The 16464-nt window shown below is 41.9% G+C and carries 16 protein-coding genes; 11 read left to right on the forward strand and 5 right to left on the reverse strand.

The annotated features are described in order from the left end of the window. Positions 1-2313 carry a glycoside hydrolase family 3 N-terminal domain-containing protein gene (locus FMM05_RS15975; RefSeq protein WP_143374402.1) on the forward strand — a complete coding sequence of 771 codons (2313 nt, stop codon included), beginning with the start codon at positions 1-3 and terminating at the stop codon, positions 2311-2313. Between the two features lie 317 nt (positions 2314-2630). Here FMM05_RS15975 and FMM05_RS15980 read toward each other — a convergent pair whose 3' ends face one another. The 3 genes from FMM05_RS15980 to FMM05_RS15990 all read right to left on the reverse strand — a co-directional run bounded on the left by FMM05_RS15980 (position 2631) and on the right by FMM05_RS15990 (position 3937). Continuing rightward, on the reverse strand, positions 2631-2831 hold the full coding sequence (locus FMM05_RS15980; RefSeq protein ID WP_143374403.1) for a helix-turn-helix transcriptional regulator: 201 nt from the start codon (positions 2829-2831) through the stop codon (positions 2631-2633). Beyond that, a complete protein-coding gene (locus FMM05_RS15985) occupies positions 2821-3321 on the reverse strand; it encodes a hypothetical protein (RefSeq protein ID WP_143374404.1) in 501 nt (166 codons plus the stop codon). The genes FMM05_RS15980 and FMM05_RS15985 overlap by 11 nt, the downstream gene beginning before the upstream one ends. A 121-nt stretch (positions 3322-3442) precedes the next feature. After that, positions 3443-3937, reverse strand: a complete 495-nt coding sequence (locus tag FMM05_RS15990) for a DUF1573 domain-containing protein (protein ID WP_143374405.1) — start codon at positions 3935-3937, stop codon at positions 3443-3445. A 200-nt stretch (positions 3938-4137) separates the two neighbouring features. Here FMM05_RS15990 and FMM05_RS15995 point away from each other — a divergent pair, with 200 nt between their 5' ends. Both FMM05_RS15995 and FMM05_RS16000 read left to right on the forward strand, forming a co-directional pair. Continuing rightward, a complete protein-coding gene (locus FMM05_RS15995; RefSeq protein ID WP_143374406.1) occupies positions 4138-5424 on the forward strand; it encodes a sensor histidine kinase in 1287 nt (428 codons plus the stop codon). Then, entirely contained in the window at positions 5421-6104 is a 684-nt protein-coding gene (locus FMM05_RS16000; RefSeq protein WP_143374407.1) for a response regulator transcription factor, read from the forward strand. Before FMM05_RS15995 ends, FMM05_RS16000 begins: the two co-directional genes overlap by 4 nt. Positions 6105-6106: 2 nt before the next feature. Here the strand turns inward: FMM05_RS16000 and FMM05_RS16005 are convergent, their stop codons facing one another. Both FMM05_RS16005 and metG read right to left on the reverse strand, forming a co-directional pair. Further along, positions 6107-7549 carry a hypothetical protein gene (locus FMM05_RS16005; protein ID WP_143374408.1) on the reverse strand — a complete coding sequence of 481 codons (1443 nt, stop codon included), beginning with the start codon at positions 7547-7549 and terminating at the stop codon, positions 6107-6109. 264 nt (positions 7550-7813) lie between these two features. Next, on the reverse strand, positions 7814-9949 hold the full coding sequence (metG, locus tag FMM05_RS16010) for a methionine--tRNA ligase (RefSeq protein ID WP_143374409.1): 2136 nt from the start codon (positions 9947-9949) through the stop codon (positions 7814-7816). A gap of 245 nt (positions 9950-10194) precedes the next feature. On the opposite strand from metG, the gene kaiC reads away from it, so the two are divergent. The 8 genes from kaiC to FMM05_RS16050 all read left to right on the forward strand — a co-directional run bounded on the left by kaiC (position 10195) and on the right by FMM05_RS16050 (position 16462). Further along, positions 10195-11895 (forward strand): circadian clock protein KaiC, encoded by a 1701-nt coding sequence (gene kaiC, locus FMM05_RS16015; protein WP_143374410.1) that lies wholly within the window; start codon positions 10195-10197, stop codon positions 11893-11895. After that, positions 11885-12208 carry a circadian clock KaiB family protein gene (locus FMM05_RS16020; RefSeq protein WP_143374411.1) on the forward strand — a complete coding sequence of 108 codons (324 nt, stop codon included), beginning with the start codon at positions 11885-11887 and terminating at the stop codon, positions 12206-12208. The genes kaiC and FMM05_RS16020 overlap by 11 nt, the downstream gene beginning before the upstream one ends. Positions 12209-12214: 6 nt before the next feature. Then, positions 12215-12514, forward strand: a complete 300-nt coding sequence (locus FMM05_RS16025) for a circadian clock KaiB family protein (protein ID WP_143374412.1) — start codon at positions 12215-12217, stop codon at positions 12512-12514. A 6-nt stretch (positions 12515-12520) separates the two neighbouring features. Then, positions 12521-13759: a sensor histidine kinase gene (locus tag FMM05_RS16030; RefSeq protein ID WP_143374413.1), complete on the forward strand. Its 1239-nt coding sequence runs from the start codon at positions 12521-12523 to the stop codon at positions 13757-13759. Then, entirely contained in the window at positions 13759-14163 is a 405-nt protein-coding gene (locus tag FMM05_RS16035) for a response regulator (protein ID WP_143374414.1), read from the forward strand. The genes FMM05_RS16030 and FMM05_RS16035 overlap by 1 nt, the downstream gene beginning before the upstream one ends. A 221-nt stretch (positions 14164-14384) precedes the next feature. After that, on the forward strand, positions 14385-15365 hold the full coding sequence (locus FMM05_RS16040) for a S66 peptidase family protein (RefSeq protein ID WP_394345154.1): 981 nt from the start codon (positions 14385-14387) through the stop codon (positions 15363-15365). Then, positions 15365-15724, forward strand: a complete 360-nt coding sequence (locus FMM05_RS16045; RefSeq protein ID WP_143374416.1) for a YraN family protein — start codon at positions 15365-15367, stop codon at positions 15722-15724. The genes FMM05_RS16040 and FMM05_RS16045 overlap by 1 nt, the downstream gene beginning before the upstream one ends. Before the next feature lie 78 nt (positions 15725-15802). Then, positions 15803-16462, forward strand: coding sequence for an aspartate kinase (locus tag FMM05_RS16050; protein WP_143374417.1), 660 nt, complete (start codon positions 15803-15805; stop codon positions 16460-16462). Positions 16463-16464 lie beyond the last annotated feature (2 nt).

Below are 16464 nucleotides of genomic sequence, written 5' to 3' on the forward strand. Positions count from 1 at the left end.
ATGAAGATACGTTTTAAAAATTTAGCACTTTTTACCCTGCTTATGGCAGGAGCGCTGGCAAATGCCCAGCAAAAACAACAGGACATCGACAAAAAAGTGGAGGCCCTTATTGCAAAAATGACCCTTGAGGAAAAAGTAGGCCAAATGGCTCAAATAACACTTGATGTTATTGGCAAAGGCGAAAACCGCTTTAGCAGTACTTATCCGCTTGCGTTAGACCAGGCCGAAATGAAAAAGGTGTTTGGCAAGTACCATATTGGGTCGGTATTAAATACGGCCAGTGGCCATGCGCTAACTCCGCAAAAATGGTACGAGATAATAAGCGAGATTCAAAAAACTGCACTTAAAGAAGATACCAACAAAATACCGGTACTGTACGGTGTAGATGAAATTCACGGTGCCACGTATACCGATGGTGCTACCATGTTTCCTCAGCAAATTGCCCAGGCAGCAGCACGCAACCCGGTTATGACCGAGCGTGGGGCAGCCATTACCGCTTACGAAACCCGCGCAAGCAACATTCCGTGGAACTTTTCTCCGGTGTTAGACCTTGGTGGCGACCCGCGCTTCAGCCGTATGTGGGAGTCTTTCGGCGAAGACCCGTACCTGTGCTCTGTTCTTGGCGTTGCCATGATAGACGGTTACGAGGGCAAAGACAACAACATTGCCAACCCTGAGAAGGTTGCCAGCAGCCTGAAACACTTTTTAGGCTACCATGCAACCGTATCGGGCAAAGACCGTACACCGGCCTACATAAGCGAGGAAGCTTTGCGCGAATACCACCTGCCATCGTTTAAGGCAGCGGTAGATGCAGGCGCGCACACTATAATGGTTAATTCGGGCATTATCAACGGGGTTCCGGTGCATGCTAATTATAACATCCTTACCAAACTTTTAAAAGAAGAACTGGGCTTTAAAGGCCTTATTGTTACCGACTGGGCAGATATTGAAAACCTGCACAGGAGAGACAGGCTTGCCGCTTCGCCTAAAGAGGCCATTATGCTGGGCATTAATGCCGGTATAGACATGAGCATGATACCTTACCAGTACGAGGTTTTTTGTGATAATTTAATAGAACTGGTTAAGGAAGGCAAGGTAAAGCAGGACAGGATAGACGATGCCGTTCGCAGGATACTCAAAGTAAAGTATGCACTGAACCTGTTTGATAAACCGAACACCAACCCTAAGGATTACCCTAAATTTGGCAGTAAGGAGCACGAAAAAGCATCGTATGATATGGCTGCCGAGGCTATTACCCTGCTTAAGAACGAAAGCAATGTGCTTCCGCTTAAAAAGACTGCCAAGGTTTTAATTACAGGCCCTAATGCCAACAATATGCGTACCCTTAACGGTGCGTGGACGTACAGCTGGCAAGGCGACCGTACCGAGCTTCATGCCCAACAATACAACACTATTGTTGAGGCCGTTACTAACGAGGTAGGTAAGGCTAATGTTACCTACATTCCGGGTGTGAGCTATAAAGAAGGCGGCCATTATTATGATGAGCTTGCCGATAAAATGGACGAAGCTGTTGCTGCCGCTAAAGACGCCGATGTTATTTTACTTTGCCTTGGCGAGAACAGCTATACCGAGAAACCGGGCGACATGAACGACCTGTACATGAGCGACCTGCAAACCGAGCTTGCCCAAAAAATTACGGCTGCCGGCAAAACAGTTATACTAATATTAAACGAAGGCCGCCCGAGGCTGATAAGCAAATTTGAGCCTAATGTTAAGGCGGTGTTACAAAGCTACCTGCCGGGTAACTTTGGCGGCGATGCCATTGCCGATGTATTATTTGGCGATGTTAACCCAAGCGGTAAACTGCCTTACACGTACCCGCGCTATCCTAACGCTACCATTGGTTACATACACAAGCCAAGTGAGGAGCAAAAAAAGGCCGAAGGTGTATACAACTATGAGGCCGATTACAACCCGCAATACCCGTTTGGTTTCGGGTTAAGTTATACCATCTTTAGCTATAAAGACTTAAAGGTTAATAAGGCCTCTATTAAAAAAGGCGAGAACCTGCAAGTTACCGTAGTGGTTACAAACACGGGCAAAGTGGCCGGTAAAGAGGTGGTACATTTATTTACTACCGACCTTTACGCCACCAGCGTTACCCCCGATGTTAAGCGCCTGCGCCGTTTTGAAAAAATAGACCTTAAACCGGGCGAAAGCAAAACCGTAACGTTTGAGCTTAACCCTAAAGACCTTACCTACGTGGGCCGCGATGGCAAAGACGTACTTGAGGCAGGCGACTTTGAAATCTCTGTAGATAAACTAAAAGCCACCTTTACATTATCTGAATAATTTTTGTTCGTAACATAAATTAGAGTTTAGGTTAGTACTCTAAAGCCCCGTAGTTGTTTGCGGGGCTTTTTTTGTGCAGTATCTATGCATTTAAATTTACGGAGGTGCGATACACACTGTTGCTGCGAGGGAGGTGCGACCTCGGCAGCCCAATTACTTATTACGAGTGAGATTACTTCGTCAGTTCTGGCATTGCCTCGGATGCCGCGCTACGTTGCACTCCGTTCCCAAAGACGGTTACGGGTATTGTGCGTTAAAAAATCCGTTAAACCCGCGATTGCTTTCATCTGCGTCATCCGTGTTCCGTCATCCGCAAGTTAATCCTCCGCTTCAAGCTCAAAGATCTCGTTAACGGTCTTATCAAACAGCTTTGCCAGTTTAAGGGCAAGAACGGTACTGGGCACATATTTACCGGCTTCCAGGGCATTAATAGTTTGGCGGCTTACGCTAATACGGTCGGCCAGGTCCTGCTGGGTAAGGTTGTGTATGGCGCGCTGTACCTTTATGTTATTCTTCATGTTGCAGGGTATTATAAAAACGGTACATTTTAAATCGGAACAGCACTATAAAGATAATTAGCTGTGAGAACATGGCTGCCATTAGTACATTAAAAAAAGTAAATCCATAAATAAACAGGTAGCAAAACAGCAATATACCGTAATTGGCAATAGTAGCCCATGCAAGGCTGTGCAGGCGTATGGATGCCACCATTTCATCCTCATGCTTTTCTTTAGCAAAGCCAAATACAATACCCGATGCTATTATAAGTGCTATTAAAATTTCATCGGCAATGTCGTTTTCAATCCATTTAAAATAAACCTGATTGCCCAGTAACGACCCACCCCCTCCAAAACCCGTATCGCCAATAAGGGCAAATACCTTTGTTGTGAGGTTAAGTCTGTTTTCTAAATTAAAAATAAAATAGCCAAGCAGTAGCACGAATGCCGTTACAAACACAACGCCGCTAACTGCTTTAAACCTGTGCGGAAATAAATAACTTGTTTTCATGATTGATGATTTAAATTTTAGCTAATGTAAAACAAAATTTCCAATAAGTAAAACAAACTTTACATTTTGTATAATAAAAAAGCCATCGGTTAAGATGGCTTTAATATATGTAAACTATTAATTAGTTTTGAGTAGCCGGTACCGGAGCAGTCTCTGGAGCAATTACTTTACCTTTAATAGTAAGTACTTTGTTAAGTTCTGTATCGTTAGCAGTTACAGTAATACTTTTGTTAAAAGAACCTGGGTTAGCAGCGTTGTAAGTAGCCGTTACATTACCAGACTCACCCGGTTTAATAGGGGTTTTAGTGTAGTTTGTTGCAGTACAGCCGCAAGAAGCTTTTACGTTAGTAATAAGGATAGTTTGCTTAGATGTATTTTTAAAAGTAAACTCATGAGATACCGGTTTACCTTTTTCTATATCGCCAAAGCTAAAAGTATCTTCTTTAAAAGTAAGGCCTGTAGGCTTAGCATCAGGATTTACAGCGGCAGCAGCCGGTTTAACAGCAGTTCCTGTTGGCTTAATGTCTTTTTTAGGTGTTACCTGTTGTGCGTTAGCAGAAAAAGAAAGAAATAAAGCTCCTGCAACTGCAAAAAGAGAAAGTTTTAATGATTTCATAATTTAATAAATTTTCTATTAGTTGATAATTGTTTTCAATTTTAATATCACAAATATATTTACTTATTACCACATATTTGTTAATCGCTTTCAAACTATTGTTAACGACATGTTAACGGCTTGTGGCTAAGCATTTTTTAGTGTAATATCGGTGTATCAAAGTGCGTTATGGCACTACATAACAAATTGCGTTCCAAAGTTTGAAATTCAATAAATTAAATATAATTGTTTTTATAGGCCTCATTGCCATAGTGGGTGTACTAACCATGCAGCTGGTTATGCTTAACCAGGCCTATATGTTTGAAAAAAAGGAACTTGGCGAAAAAATACACTTTGCCCTGCAGGATGTGGTTACCAAAATTTACAGGGATAACGACAGCGAGCTGCCCGCCGAAACTCCCATTAAAAAAGTTAGCGAAGACTATTACATTGTTAACGTTCAGGATGTTTTTGAGGCCGGCATACTGGAGTTTTATCTTAAAAGTGAGTTTCAAAAGGTTAAGCTGGATATGGATTATGAGTATGCCATGTACGATTGCAGCAGCGACGAGATGGTGTATGGCGAATATATTGCCGCCGGCGATAAAGCTGCTACCGCCGATAAGCAAAAGTGCGAAAACTGCTTTACCAAACGCCCCGGGCTAGTATATTATTTTGCAGTGCGTTTTCCCAGCCTGCGCCACAGCTACATAACATCGTTACAACAGTACTGGATCTACACGGGTGTATTGCTGCTTGTACTGGTTATTTATGTGTATTCGGTTTTTCTGCTGCTTAAGCAAAAGAAGTATACCGAGTTGCAAAAAGACTTTATCAATAACATGACGCACGAATTTAAAACGCCGCTATCGTCTATACTAATAGCCTCTAACTATGCCGTTAAGCAGGATGCTATAGAAAATAGCCCCAAGCTTAGCAAGTACCTTAAAATTATAATCGAGCAAAGCAACAAGCTTAACCATCATATAGAGCGCATCCTTTCGGTTGCCAAAACGGAGAGCGGACTTGTATCGTTAGAAAAGAAAGCTTTTAATGTAGTAGAAACGCTGGAGCTGGTTAAGGATAATGCATCGGTTAAATTTGAAAATGCCGCTGTTACACTTACGTCAGATAAACCTGATTACCAGGTAATGGCCGATGAGTTTCACTTTTATAACATTACCTATAATATTGTAGAGAATGCCATTAAATACGGTACAGCGAACCCGGAGGTGCTCATTAGTGTAACAAGCGAGGTGGGCCGTGGGGTCCAGCTTCAGTTTAAAGATAACGGCCCCGGTATAGCATCAGAACATCTTGATTTTGTGTTCGACCGTTTTTACCGTGTGCCCCGCGAAAATAAGAAAGAGGTGGAGGGTTTTGGCATTGGGCTTTTTTATGTAAAAAAGATTTGTGAACTTCACGGCTGGAAGATATCCATTAAAAATAATATTGATGAACCCGGCTTAACTATTAGTATTTACGTACCTAAAAGCAGCATGGCATGAAGAAACGATTACTCTATGTAGAAGACGATAACACCCTGGCATTCCTTACGGCCGATAACCTGGAGCAATACTACGAGGTGGTGCATTTTACAAATGGTAAAGATGCGTTTGAAGCTTTTAAATCAGAGGATTTTGATTTATGCGTGCTGGATGTTATGCTGCCCGAAATGGATGGTTTTGAGCTTGCTGCTGCCATACGTGAGCGTAATGTGGCCGTGCCTATAATATTCCTTTCGGCAAAAACGCTGAAAGAAGACCGTATTAAAGGCCTTAAGCTTGGTGCAGATGATTACCTGGTTAAACCCTACAGTATTGAAGAGCTGATACTTAAAATTGAAGTGTTTTTGCAGCGCAGCCAAAAAACGCCTGTCGTTAAAGATACCAGCTGCACCATAGGCTCTTTTACGTTCGACCCGGATAATTATGCCCTTATTAAATATGGCGAGACTACCCAGCTCACCGAGCGGGAGTCGGCATTGTTAAAGCTTTTTATTGATAATAAGAATACCATACTTAAGCGGGAAAAGATACTCACAGCCCTTTGGGGTACCGATGATTATTTTATGGGCCGCAGCATGGATGTTTTTATTTCGCGCCTGCGCAAGATATTCAAGGATGATGATGCTATACGCATAGAGAACATTCCGCGTATAGGCTTTAAACTGGTGGTAAAAGAATAGTTTTAGTACGCCGAATCGTCTTCAAACTGTAGCAAAACATACAGTTTTGCTTTTTCATCATAAAAGCCAAGCAGGTAATAATCGTTAAAGCGTATTACGGTTTGCAGCGATACACTGCGGCTGTTGTTGCTTATAAAGCGTGATATCTTATCAATGGCAAGCTGCTCTTCATTATAAGGGCGGTGTTCAAAATTTTCATCAAACAACCCCTCAAAGTAAACCGACTGTGTTCTGCTCGGGTCCATAAAGCTGCCTATGCCTCCCGCACCATAACCGCCACTGACTACTGATGCACTCGTTAGGGCAACGCCCATAAGTATATCGCCTGTGCTCAAAATACTGCGCACCCCACCCGCTACAACCATAATATCGTCAGGGGTTTTATAAACGGATAACGCTGCTTCGCCCCAACTGGCACGGGTAAGAAATTTAGAAGTGTTTTTTAAAGTGCCTCCCCCTTTTTCGCCGGTTTGTACAAGCAATGGCGAGTTTTTAAAGGTAATACTATCCTTATCGGTAGCGGTGTGGCTTTTAATGAGTTTGCCCGTGGCAAGATCGGTAGCGGTAAGTTCTAAGGCCTCCTCATTCAGCTTAAGCTGGTACAGCCTGTCGGCACTATAAAAAGAAACCGACTTTCCTGCCTTATCCAGCGCCGGTTGCGGGACTATCCTTTCGGTAATGGCATAAGTAGGTGTGGCGATAGTAATAACCTGCGTAAAGGCCGGTAAATGATCGAGCGTTATAACAATCCTGTCGTTTAAAACATACATCTTAATTTTAGAGGCTGTAACCGGCAGAGCAGTAAAATCAGGGACATCAATTTTTTGGATGCCGTATTCTTCAATCAATTCAACCAGCGTGGTTTCTTTATTATCAGAATCTTTAAATGTAAAGTCGGCAAAATCCAGAACCTTCTGCATGTACTTCCCATCGTTAAAAACGTACAGCTTTAAAAAATCATCGCGTTCTTTTTTATTTTCCTGTTCGTCCTGCAACGCCAGTATAAAAAACGAGTTGTTCTCGCTAAACGTGCTCAGCACGGTTTCATCTTTTAAAGGTAGTTGCAGTACCGACCCACTTACTGCATTGTTGCTAAAATCAAAACCAAGCGATTGTATTTTGGTAAAATCGTCGTTAACCCAATACACCTGCGGCTGCCCCGAAGCATTATAACTGTACCCGGCCATAAAAGCGTATTCTTTATCGGGGCGGGTGGTGCTAAGGCTGTCCTTAAAAAATACGGCTGCGTTGTAATGTAGGGCAGTTAGCCTGTTCTTATCGGCAGCAAAAATAGTTAAGCCTTTATTTTGTGTCTCTTTAGCGGCAAATATCTCGTGACTGCTGGTTGCTTTTTTAAGCTCAAGGTGCTGCATGGCAACAGGCGCTTGGGCATTGGCAGTATGGATAAGCAGGGCAATAAGTGCAACAGTAAATATCTTTTTCATAGCGGGGCAATTAGCTGCAAACTAATAACATCAATTTTTGAGCCAGTTTGTATAGTGAAGGTACAAACAAAAACGGCTACCATAAAGAGGAGCCGGATATTTAAAGATGCTTTTAACTATTTCTAATTTATCAATAACAACTATTTTTTGATATACAGCCATAAAAAAGCCTCCGTTTCCGGAGGCTGTAAATACTACATAAGAGATTTCTCCCTGCGGTCAAAATGGAATCCAAGACTTTCGACTTTATGACTTTACTTTTAACTAACTAATAACCTCGCCATTATCAACACCATCGGCATCCGGGTTTAAGAAAACCAGTTTACCTTCCGGGTTTTGTGTCATAAGTATCATGCCCTGGCTTTCTACACCGCGCAGGTTGCGGGGTGCAAGGTTAACCAATACGGTAACGCGTTTGCCCACAATTTCTTCGGGGGTAAAGCTCTCGGCAATACCGCTCACAATGGTGCGCACATCAATACCGGTATCAACTTTAAGTACTAAAAGCTTGTTAGCTTTCGGCATTTTAGAAGCTTCTAAAATAGTACCTGTACGAATATCCATTTTAGAGAAATCCTCATACGTTATTAAGTTCTTTTGTGCTTCTACAGTTTTGTTATCGGCCTTATTGGCCAGTTTAGTAGCTTCCAATTTTTCTACCTGTTTAATTATTTCTTCGTCTTCTATCTTAGCAAAAAGCAGTTCGGCATGGCCTATATGGTGGTTAGCTGCTATAAGGTCAGATTTCAGCGTAATATCGTTCCAGCCTAATTTGCGTTTACTGTCGCGTGCATCGTTATAGCTTAATGTTTCATCCACAACGCCCAATACAGCAACCGGTTCCGGCACTTCATCCATCTTGAGCATGCCTTTAAGTTTGGCCGCTGTAAAAGGCAGGAACGGTTCAGATAATACCGCCAGTGCCGCAGCAATTTGCAATGCCACATACATTTGGGTTTTAACCCTCTCCGGATTGTCTTTTATAACCTTCCACGGCTCTTCATCAGCAAGGTATTTATTACCAAGGCGGGCAAGGTTCATAAGCTCTACAAGAGCCTCCCTAAAGCGGTAGCGCTCTATAGAGCTTGCAATAACAGCAGGGTAGGCGCGCATTTCGGTAAGGGTAGCCTCATCAATATCGCTAAACTCATTAGGCTGGGGTACTACACCTTCGTAATATTTATTGGTAAGCACCACAACACGGTTAATAAAGTTGCCAAAAATGGCAACCAGTTCGTTATTGTTGCGTGCCTGGAAATCTTTCCAAGTAAAATCGTTGTCCTTAGTTTCGGGGGCATTGCTGGTAAGCGCATAACGCAATACATCCTGCTGGCCGGGGAAATCTAACAGGTACTCGTGCAGCCAGACCGCCCAGTTTTTAGACGTAGACAGTTTGTTGCCCTCCAGGTTAAGGAACTCGTTTGCCGGAACGTTATCGGGCATAATGTAGCTGCCTTCAGCCTTAAGCATGGCGGGGAATATAATACAATGGAACACAATATTGTCTTTACCAATAAAGTGTACCAGTTTAGTGTCTTCGCTTTTCCAGTATGGCTCCCAGTCTTTACCCTCGCGGGCAGCCCACTCTTTGGTAGACGATATATACCCAATAGGCGCATCAAACCAAACGTAAAGCACTTTACCCTCGGCACCTTCTACAGGTACGGGTATACCCCAGTCAAGGTCGCGGGTAACGGCGCGGGGTTTAAGCCCGTCATCCAGCCACGATTTAACCTGGCCGAAAACGTTAGGCTTCCAATCGTTTTTATGGCCTTCCAAGATCCATTCCCTAAGGAAAGTATCGTACTGGTCTAAAGGTAAAAACCAGTGTTTTGTAGACCTTAATATGGGCGTAGTGCCTGTAATAGTACTTTTAGGATTAATCAGGTCGGTAGCGTTAAGCGATGACCCACAGCGCTCGCACTGGTCGCCATACGCTTCTTCGTTACCGCATTTAGGGCAGGTACCAATAACAAAACGGTCGGCCAGGAACTGGTCGGCTTTTTCATCATACAGCTGCTCTGTAACCTCCTCTATAAATTGGCCTGCATCATATAATTTCTTAAAAAATTCTGATGCCGTATCATGATGTACTTTAGCCGATGTACGCGAATAGTTATCGAAAGAAATACCAAAATCTTCAAAGCTTTGCTTAATAATAGCGTGGTATTTATCTATAACGTGCTGGGGTGTAATGCCTTCTTTTTTGGCTTTCATAGATATAGCAACGCCGTGCTCGTCGCTTCCGCAGATGAACGCTACATCGCGGCCTTGAAGCCTAAGGTAGCGTGAGTAAATATCTCCGGGAACATAAACACCGGCAAGATGGCCTATGTGTATGGGGCCGTTAGTATAAGGCAATGCAGCAGTAACAGTATATCTTTTTGGATCTTGTAACATCTTCTCTTTTTGGTTTTACCTGCAAAAATACGAAATTATTGCGTAAAGTGTGGTGTATTGATGTTGCTACGTATTACACAAATGTGCACCAATTTAATTTATGAGAATTTGCGTAATTCGCGGCAAAGCCTTCTTTGCCATAAAAATTTTAAAAGGATTACAAAAACTATGTTTAAGTTGCGTTAAAACATAACAGCATCCATTTATTATTAAGTATTTTTGACCCTATTTAAATGAGATGAAACGTGCAAGAGACCTCTAAAACACACAATATCCCCAACAATTTTATATTTCCTAAAGCACCTACAGGCGTAGAAGGGCTGGATGAAATTACCGAAGGTGGTTTTCCTAAAGGGCGCCCCACGCTTATTTGTGGTGGCCCGGGGTGCGGTAAGACGCTGCTATCTATGCAGTTTTTAATAAAAGGCATTACCGACTTTAATGAACCGGGCGTGTTTATGTCGTTTGAAGAACCAACGGCAGATCTTTCACTAAACGTTAAGTCGCTTGGTTTTGATCTTGAACAGCTTAAAGCCGATAAAAAACTGGTGATAGACCACGTGCGTGTAGAACGATCTGAGATTGAGGAAGCCGGTGAGTACGACCTCGATGGGCTTTTTATTCGATTAGGCTATGCAATTGATACAGTTAAAGCTACAAGAGTTGTGTTAGATACGCTCGAAGCATTATTTTCCGGTCTTGATAACCAGGCTATACTGCGTGCTGAGCTGCGCAGGCTTTTTCATTGGCTTAAAGAAAAAGGGGTTACGGCGGTTATTACCGGAGAACGTGGCGAAACTACCCTTACCCGCCAGGGCCTGGAAGAGTACGTGTCTGACTGTGTTATATTATTAGACCACCGTGTTATAGAACAGGTTAGTACCCGAAGGCTGCGTATTGTGAAATACAGGGGTTCTACCCACGGCACTAACGAGTACCCGTTTCTTATAGATGAAGATGGTATTTCTGTATTGCCTATAACATCCCTAAAGTTGGATAATGAGGTATCATCTGATATTGTCTCAACCGGCGTTCCCGGCCTTGATGAAATGTTTGACAGGGGCGGTTTTTACCGTGGCAGCAACATACTGGTAAGCGGTACCGCAGGTACTGCTAAAACTACTATTGCCTGTTATTTTGCCGATGAGCAATGTAAAAAAGGAGAAAAAACCATCTACTTTGCTTTTGAAGAATCGCCACACCAGCTGGTGCGCAACATGAAATCTATAGGTATTGATTTACAAAAACATATAAATGATGGCTGTTTGATAATACATTCATCCCGCCCATCGTTAAACGGGCTGGAGCTGCATTTGCTAACACTTCGTAAACTTATAAAAGAGTTTAAGCCTACAACTATAGTTATAGACCCTATAAGCAACCTTATAAGTGTGGGCAGTGAGCACGAAGTGCGCTCTATGCTGGTGCGCCTTATAGATATGCTTAAGTATAATAATATTACAGCACTGTTTACATCGTTAAACAAACAAACTGACAGCTTTAGGCCAGATCTTGCCGAAGAATCGGTATCGTCTTTAGTAGATACCTGGATTACCGTAAGGGACATGGAAGGTATGGGCGAGCGCAACCGCGGTATCTTTATTATAAAAGCACGAGGTATGGGCCACTCTAACCAGGTACGCGAATTTGTGATTACCAAAAAAGGTATAGAATTGCTGGATATAGAATTGGGGCCACAGGGTATTTTAACAGGTGCTGCAAGGCAGTCTAACGAGATGAACAAAAAATTATCTGAAATTAAGCTGCAAAGCGAACTCGACCGCAAGGATCGCGAAATTGCCCGTAAGCGCAAGGTGCTTGAGGCTAATATAGAGGCGCTTAAAAATGAATTTGAATCGGTTGAGGAAGAACTCAGCCTTTTAAAAGCAACCGAGGCCATGCAGGAGCAGGCAGCTTTAAACAAAAAGCAACAGGATGATAAATAGCGAAGAAACAGCGTTAACGCTAAACGAAAATGATGCTGCCGAATGGCAATTGCTACTGTATATAGCCGGGCAAACACCAAAGTCTATAAAGGCACTTAGCAACATTAAAAAATATGCAGAGGAGCACCTTAAGGGTAAATACAGCATAGAGATCATTGACTTGCTTAAAACCCCGCAATTGGCAGAGGGCGACCAAATACTGGCCGTGCCCACACTTGTGCGACGGTTTCCTGAGCCTATACGTAAAATTATAGGCGACCTTTCTAACGAAGAAAGAGTCCTGGTAGGCCTTAACATAAGGCCCTTAAAATAATTATAAGTGCAAAATACCGACAATCATACTGATCTGGACGCGGAACATAAATTTTTACTTTTTGTTTCGGGCATGTCTGTAAAATCAGGCCACGCTATAGAAAACTTTCGCAAAATTTGCGAGGAGCACCTTGCCGGTAAATTTAATTTGGAGATTATAGACATTAGCCGCCATAAAGAGCAGGCTGTACACTACCAGATAATTGCCATACCCACACTTATCAGATTACAGCCCGGCCCGCAAAAAACTATTTTGGGCGACCTTTCTGACACCGCCAAAGTATTGCGTATCTTAGACCTCAATTAGTAAAATTTGGAAAATAAGGACGCACATATTACCCAACTCCTGCAAGAAGTAGAGGCTTTAAAAGGCCAGCTTTATGAGTCTAATAGCATTATAGATGCTATTAGGGACGGTGCTGTAGATGCACTTGTACTTAATAAAGAGGGTACTCCTCAAATATATACGCTGGAAAGCGCTGATTATACGTATCGTATTCTTATAGAAAAATTTGGCGAGGGTGCCCTGAGCATCACTACAGATGGCCTCATTTTATACTGCAATGATTATTTTTCTCAACTGGCAAATATATCCAGCGAGAGTATTACAGGCTCCTACCTTAAATCTTATTTTGATGACCAGGAAATATTTGATGAGCTAATAAAAGATGTTGCTAATGGTGCCACCAAGCGTGAATTATTGCTTAATATACAGGGCAGGCAGTTTCCTGTAAACATATCGCTTACCAACTTAGCACCCACGGTAGAGGCTATTGGCGTTGTAATAACCGACCTGACCGAAAAAAAGCAGCACGAAGAAACCCTGCTTAAAAATCAGCAGGAGCTGGAACTTAAAGTTAACGAACTCCATGCTACAAACACCAGCCTGGAGCAGTTTATACATGTAATATCGCACGATCTTAAGGAGCCGTTACGAAAAATACTAATGTACATATCGCGTTTGGATGTTGCTGCCTATGCGCCCGAAAATAACCCGGTTGGGGTTATACGTTCTTCTGCTTTAAGGCTAAACTCCCTTGTAGATGATTTGGTTAAGTATGCTTTTAGCTCTGTTAAAGACGATATGACTCCGATAGATCTTGACAAGGTGTTAAAAGAGGTTAAAGACGACCTGGAAATTATTATATCCGAAAACAATGCAACGGTTATTATTGAAGAGCTACCTGTTGTAACAGGTACTAAGGTACAAATGCGGCAGGTGTTTAGCAATCTTATATCTAATGCAATAAAATACAGCAAAAAAGATATTGCCCCGCAAATTACCATTAGCTATGAGATTGCAAATGAATTAGATAAATTTTATTACAAAATAAATATTCAGGATAATGGTATAGGGATGGATAAAGCGCATCTTAATAAAATATTTACTATCTTTCAGCGGTTGCATACGCGTAACGAATATTCCGGCAACGGTATAGGGCTTGCCATTTGCAAAAAAATAATGGAAAACCATTCTGGCCGAATTGAAGTACAAAGCATACCGGGCAATGGCAGCGTTTTTAGCCTGTTTTTTCCCATCAATAATTTATAATGACAGAAGTAAAAACCTTACACATTGTTATTGCCGAAGATGATTTTGATGATGCCGATATTGTGCAGCAAAGTTTTGAAAGCAATGGCAATTTTACAAAAATAGAACTCGTTAAAAACGGGCAGGAACTACTTAATTTGTTGCGAAGCTGTACCAGTTGCCCCGATGTTATTTTAACCGATATTAATATGCCCATTATGAGCGGCATAGAGGCGCTAAAAGAAATTTATACCGATCCGGCACTTAAATTAATTCCCTGTTTTGTATACTCAACCAGCATTAATCCTACGTATGAGGCGCAATTTAAAGAGCTTGGCGTTAAGGGCTTTCTTATAAAACCCTACTCGTTTGAAGAGTTTGATAAGATCCCCAGCATAATTGTAGAGGTGTTAAGCGCCCTATAACATCAACTCGTATAAGTTTATTTATAAACCTACAAGGTTTTAAAAACCTTGCAGGTTAACATACTAAACGTTTCTTTAGGCTCCTACAAGGTCTTAAAGACCTTGTAGGTGTAACTTTAGCCAGCCAGAATATAACTAAGTTAATTTATAAATTTGTGCATTGCACGGCTAAACACATGCGCTAAATTTATTAGATTTGTTTATCAAGAAACCCGGATTAAATGCAAAGGACAACTACCGTTAAAAATATACTTTTCTTATTAATAGCTATACATTTTACAACCTTACTGCAAGCACAAAACATAATGAAAATTCCGCCGTACCTTACTAAAGGAGATACTGTTGGCATACTTGCCACCGCCCGTAAAATAGATAAAGAAACTATAGACCCTGCTATAAAACTCCTTAAAAGCTGGGGGCTAAATGTAGTAGTTGGCAAAACTGTTGGGCTGGACAATAACCAGCTTGCCGGGCAGGACTGGCAGCGCGCTACCGATTTTCAGGAAATGCTGGATAATCCTGCCATAAGCGCCATTTGGTGTGCTAAAGGTGGTTACGGTACCGTGCGCATGATAGACCGTATAGACTTTACAAAATTTAAAAAGAAGCCCAAGTGGTTTATAGGCTTTAGCGATGCCACCGTATTGCACAGCCACATAAACAATATGGATATTGCAACCCTGCACGGCATTATGGCCATTAGTGCTGCACATGCCACGCCCGACGCTGTTGAGACATTCCGCAAATCGTTATTTGGCGAAAAACTGGCGTACAACATACCTGCACATAAGTTCAACAAGCCGGGCAAAGCCACCGGAGAACTCGTAGGGGGTAACCTCTCGGTACTTTACAGCATTGTAGGGTCACGGTCTGAAGTTGATTATAAAGGCAAGATACTATTTATTGAAGATCTGGACGAATACCTGTACCACATAGACCGTATGATGATGAACCTGGAGCGTAACGGTTACTTTAAAAATGTAAAGGGCATTATTATAGGCGGCATGACCAAGATGCGCGATAATGATATTCCTTGGGGCCATGATGCGTTGGAGATTATTCAGGATATAACCAAAGAATACAACATACCCATTTGCTTTAACTTTCCGGCAGGGCATATACAGGATAACCGCGCCCTTATTTTTGGTAAAGAAATTACGCTTGATGTTACTGCCACAGGCACAAAAATTACTTTTGAGTAATGGCAGAACATAATGAGCTGGGTAAGGAGGGCGAAAAAAGGGCTGTAGAGTTTCTGCAAAAAGAAGGTTATACCATTTTGCAAACCAACTGGGTATACCTAAAGGCAGAGATAGATATTATTGCTCAAAAGGGCGATATACTGGCGGTAGTTGAGGTAAAAACAAGGTCGAGTATAGAGTTTGGGCTGCCGCAGGACTTTGTGAAGCCCAAAAAAATACAACTGCTTGTAAAAGCAATTAATGAATACATTATACAAAACGATCTTGACGTAGAAACACGGTTTGATATAATTGCCGTTCATAAAAACAGGGATAAATACGAAATTGAGCATCTTATAGATGCTTTTTACCATTTTTAAATTGTTAAATATTTAACAATTTGTTTTGTTTCCTTATATTTGTTGGCTAATCAACTACACACACACAACCAATTAGCTATGAAAACCATTTCGTCTGTAGTGGAGCACTACATTAAAACAAAACCGTTTTTACTCAGCGCGCTCTCGCAGGGTATAATTAACCTAACATCGCTCGCGCGGAACATGATGCCTGAACTGGAGCAGGAATTAGGTAAAGACGTTAAGCAGGGCGCCGTTGTAATGTCACTTAAACGATTATCTGAAGATCTTGACTTTAGGGTTAACCATAAAATTGTAAAAGTCCTTAAGGGCATAGGTGAGATAACAGTGCGTTCATCGCTTACTGATTATACTTTTGCCGTATCTGACACTATACTTAACAAGCAGGCCGAACTTATTACGAACATTAATATGAACCCGGAGGTATTTTATACATCATCGCGCGGGGTAAATGAAACTAACATTGTAGTAAGCTCATCTATGAACCATGTGGTAGACCGCCTGTTTGCTGATGAAAAACAAATAGAACGTACTGATAGTCTTGCATCCATTACTGTAAAGCTGCCTAAAGATAACATTACTACTCCCGGTGTATATTACTACATTTTCCAGAGGCTGGCATGGGAGGGTATCATTATAAATGAGGTTATATCTACATCATATGAGTTTACCATACTGGTAAGCGAGCAGGAGGTAGACCTTGCATTTAAGGTAATAAAAGACCTTAAAAATTTATAAAA

Origin of the sequence: Flavobacterium zepuense (assembly GCF_007097145.1) — a bacterium.
GTDB lineage: Bacteria > Bacteroidota > Bacteroidia > Flavobacteriales > Flavobacteriaceae > Flavobacterium > Flavobacterium zepuense.

Bases quoted from the DNA above. Each gene is read 5' to 3' on its own strand.
- FMM05_RS16050 (WP_143374417.1), top strand. From the start codon at position 15,803: ATGAAAACCATTTCGTCTGTAGTGGAGCACTACATTAAAACAAAACCG.
- FMM05_RS15980 (WP_143374403.1), bottom strand. From the start codon at position 2,831: ATGAAGAATAACATAAAGGTACAGCGCGCCATACACAACCTTACCCAG.
- FMM05_RS16020 (WP_143374411.1), top strand. From the start codon at position 11,885: ATGATAAATAGCGAAGAAACAGCGTTAACGCTAAACGAAAATGATGCT.
- FMM05_RS16005 (WP_143374408.1), bottom strand. From the start codon at position 7,549: ATGAAAAAGATATTTACTGTTGCACTTATTGCCCTGCTTATCCATACT.
- FMM05_RS15975 (WP_143374402.1), top strand. From the start codon at position 1: ATGAAGATACGTTTTAAAAATTTAGCACTTTTTACCCTGCTTATGGCA.
- FMM05_RS15985 (WP_143374404.1), bottom strand. From the start codon at position 3,321: ATGAAAACAAGTTATTTATTTCCGCACAGGTTTAAAGCAGTTAGCGGC.
- metG (WP_143374409.1), bottom strand. From the start codon at position 9,949: ATGTTACAAGATCCAAAAAGATATACTGTTACTGCTGCATTGCCTTAT.
- FMM05_RS16045 (WP_143374416.1), top strand. From the start codon at position 15,365: ATGGCAGAACATAATGAGCTGGGTAAGGAGGGCGAAAAAAGGGCTGTA.
- FMM05_RS16040 (WP_394345154.1), top strand. From the start codon at position 14,385: ATGCAAAGGACAACTACCGTTAAAAATATACTTTTCTTATTAATAGCT.
- FMM05_RS16035 (WP_143374414.1), top strand. From the start codon at position 13,759: ATGACAGAAGTAAAAACCTTACACATTGTTATTGCCGAAGATGATTTT.
- FMM05_RS16000 (WP_143374407.1), top strand. From the start codon at position 5,421: ATGAAGAAACGATTACTCTATGTAGAAGACGATAACACCCTGGCATTC.
- FMM05_RS15990 (WP_143374405.1), bottom strand. From the start codon at position 3,937: ATGAAATCATTAAAACTTTCTCTTTTTGCAGTTGCAGGAGCTTTATTT.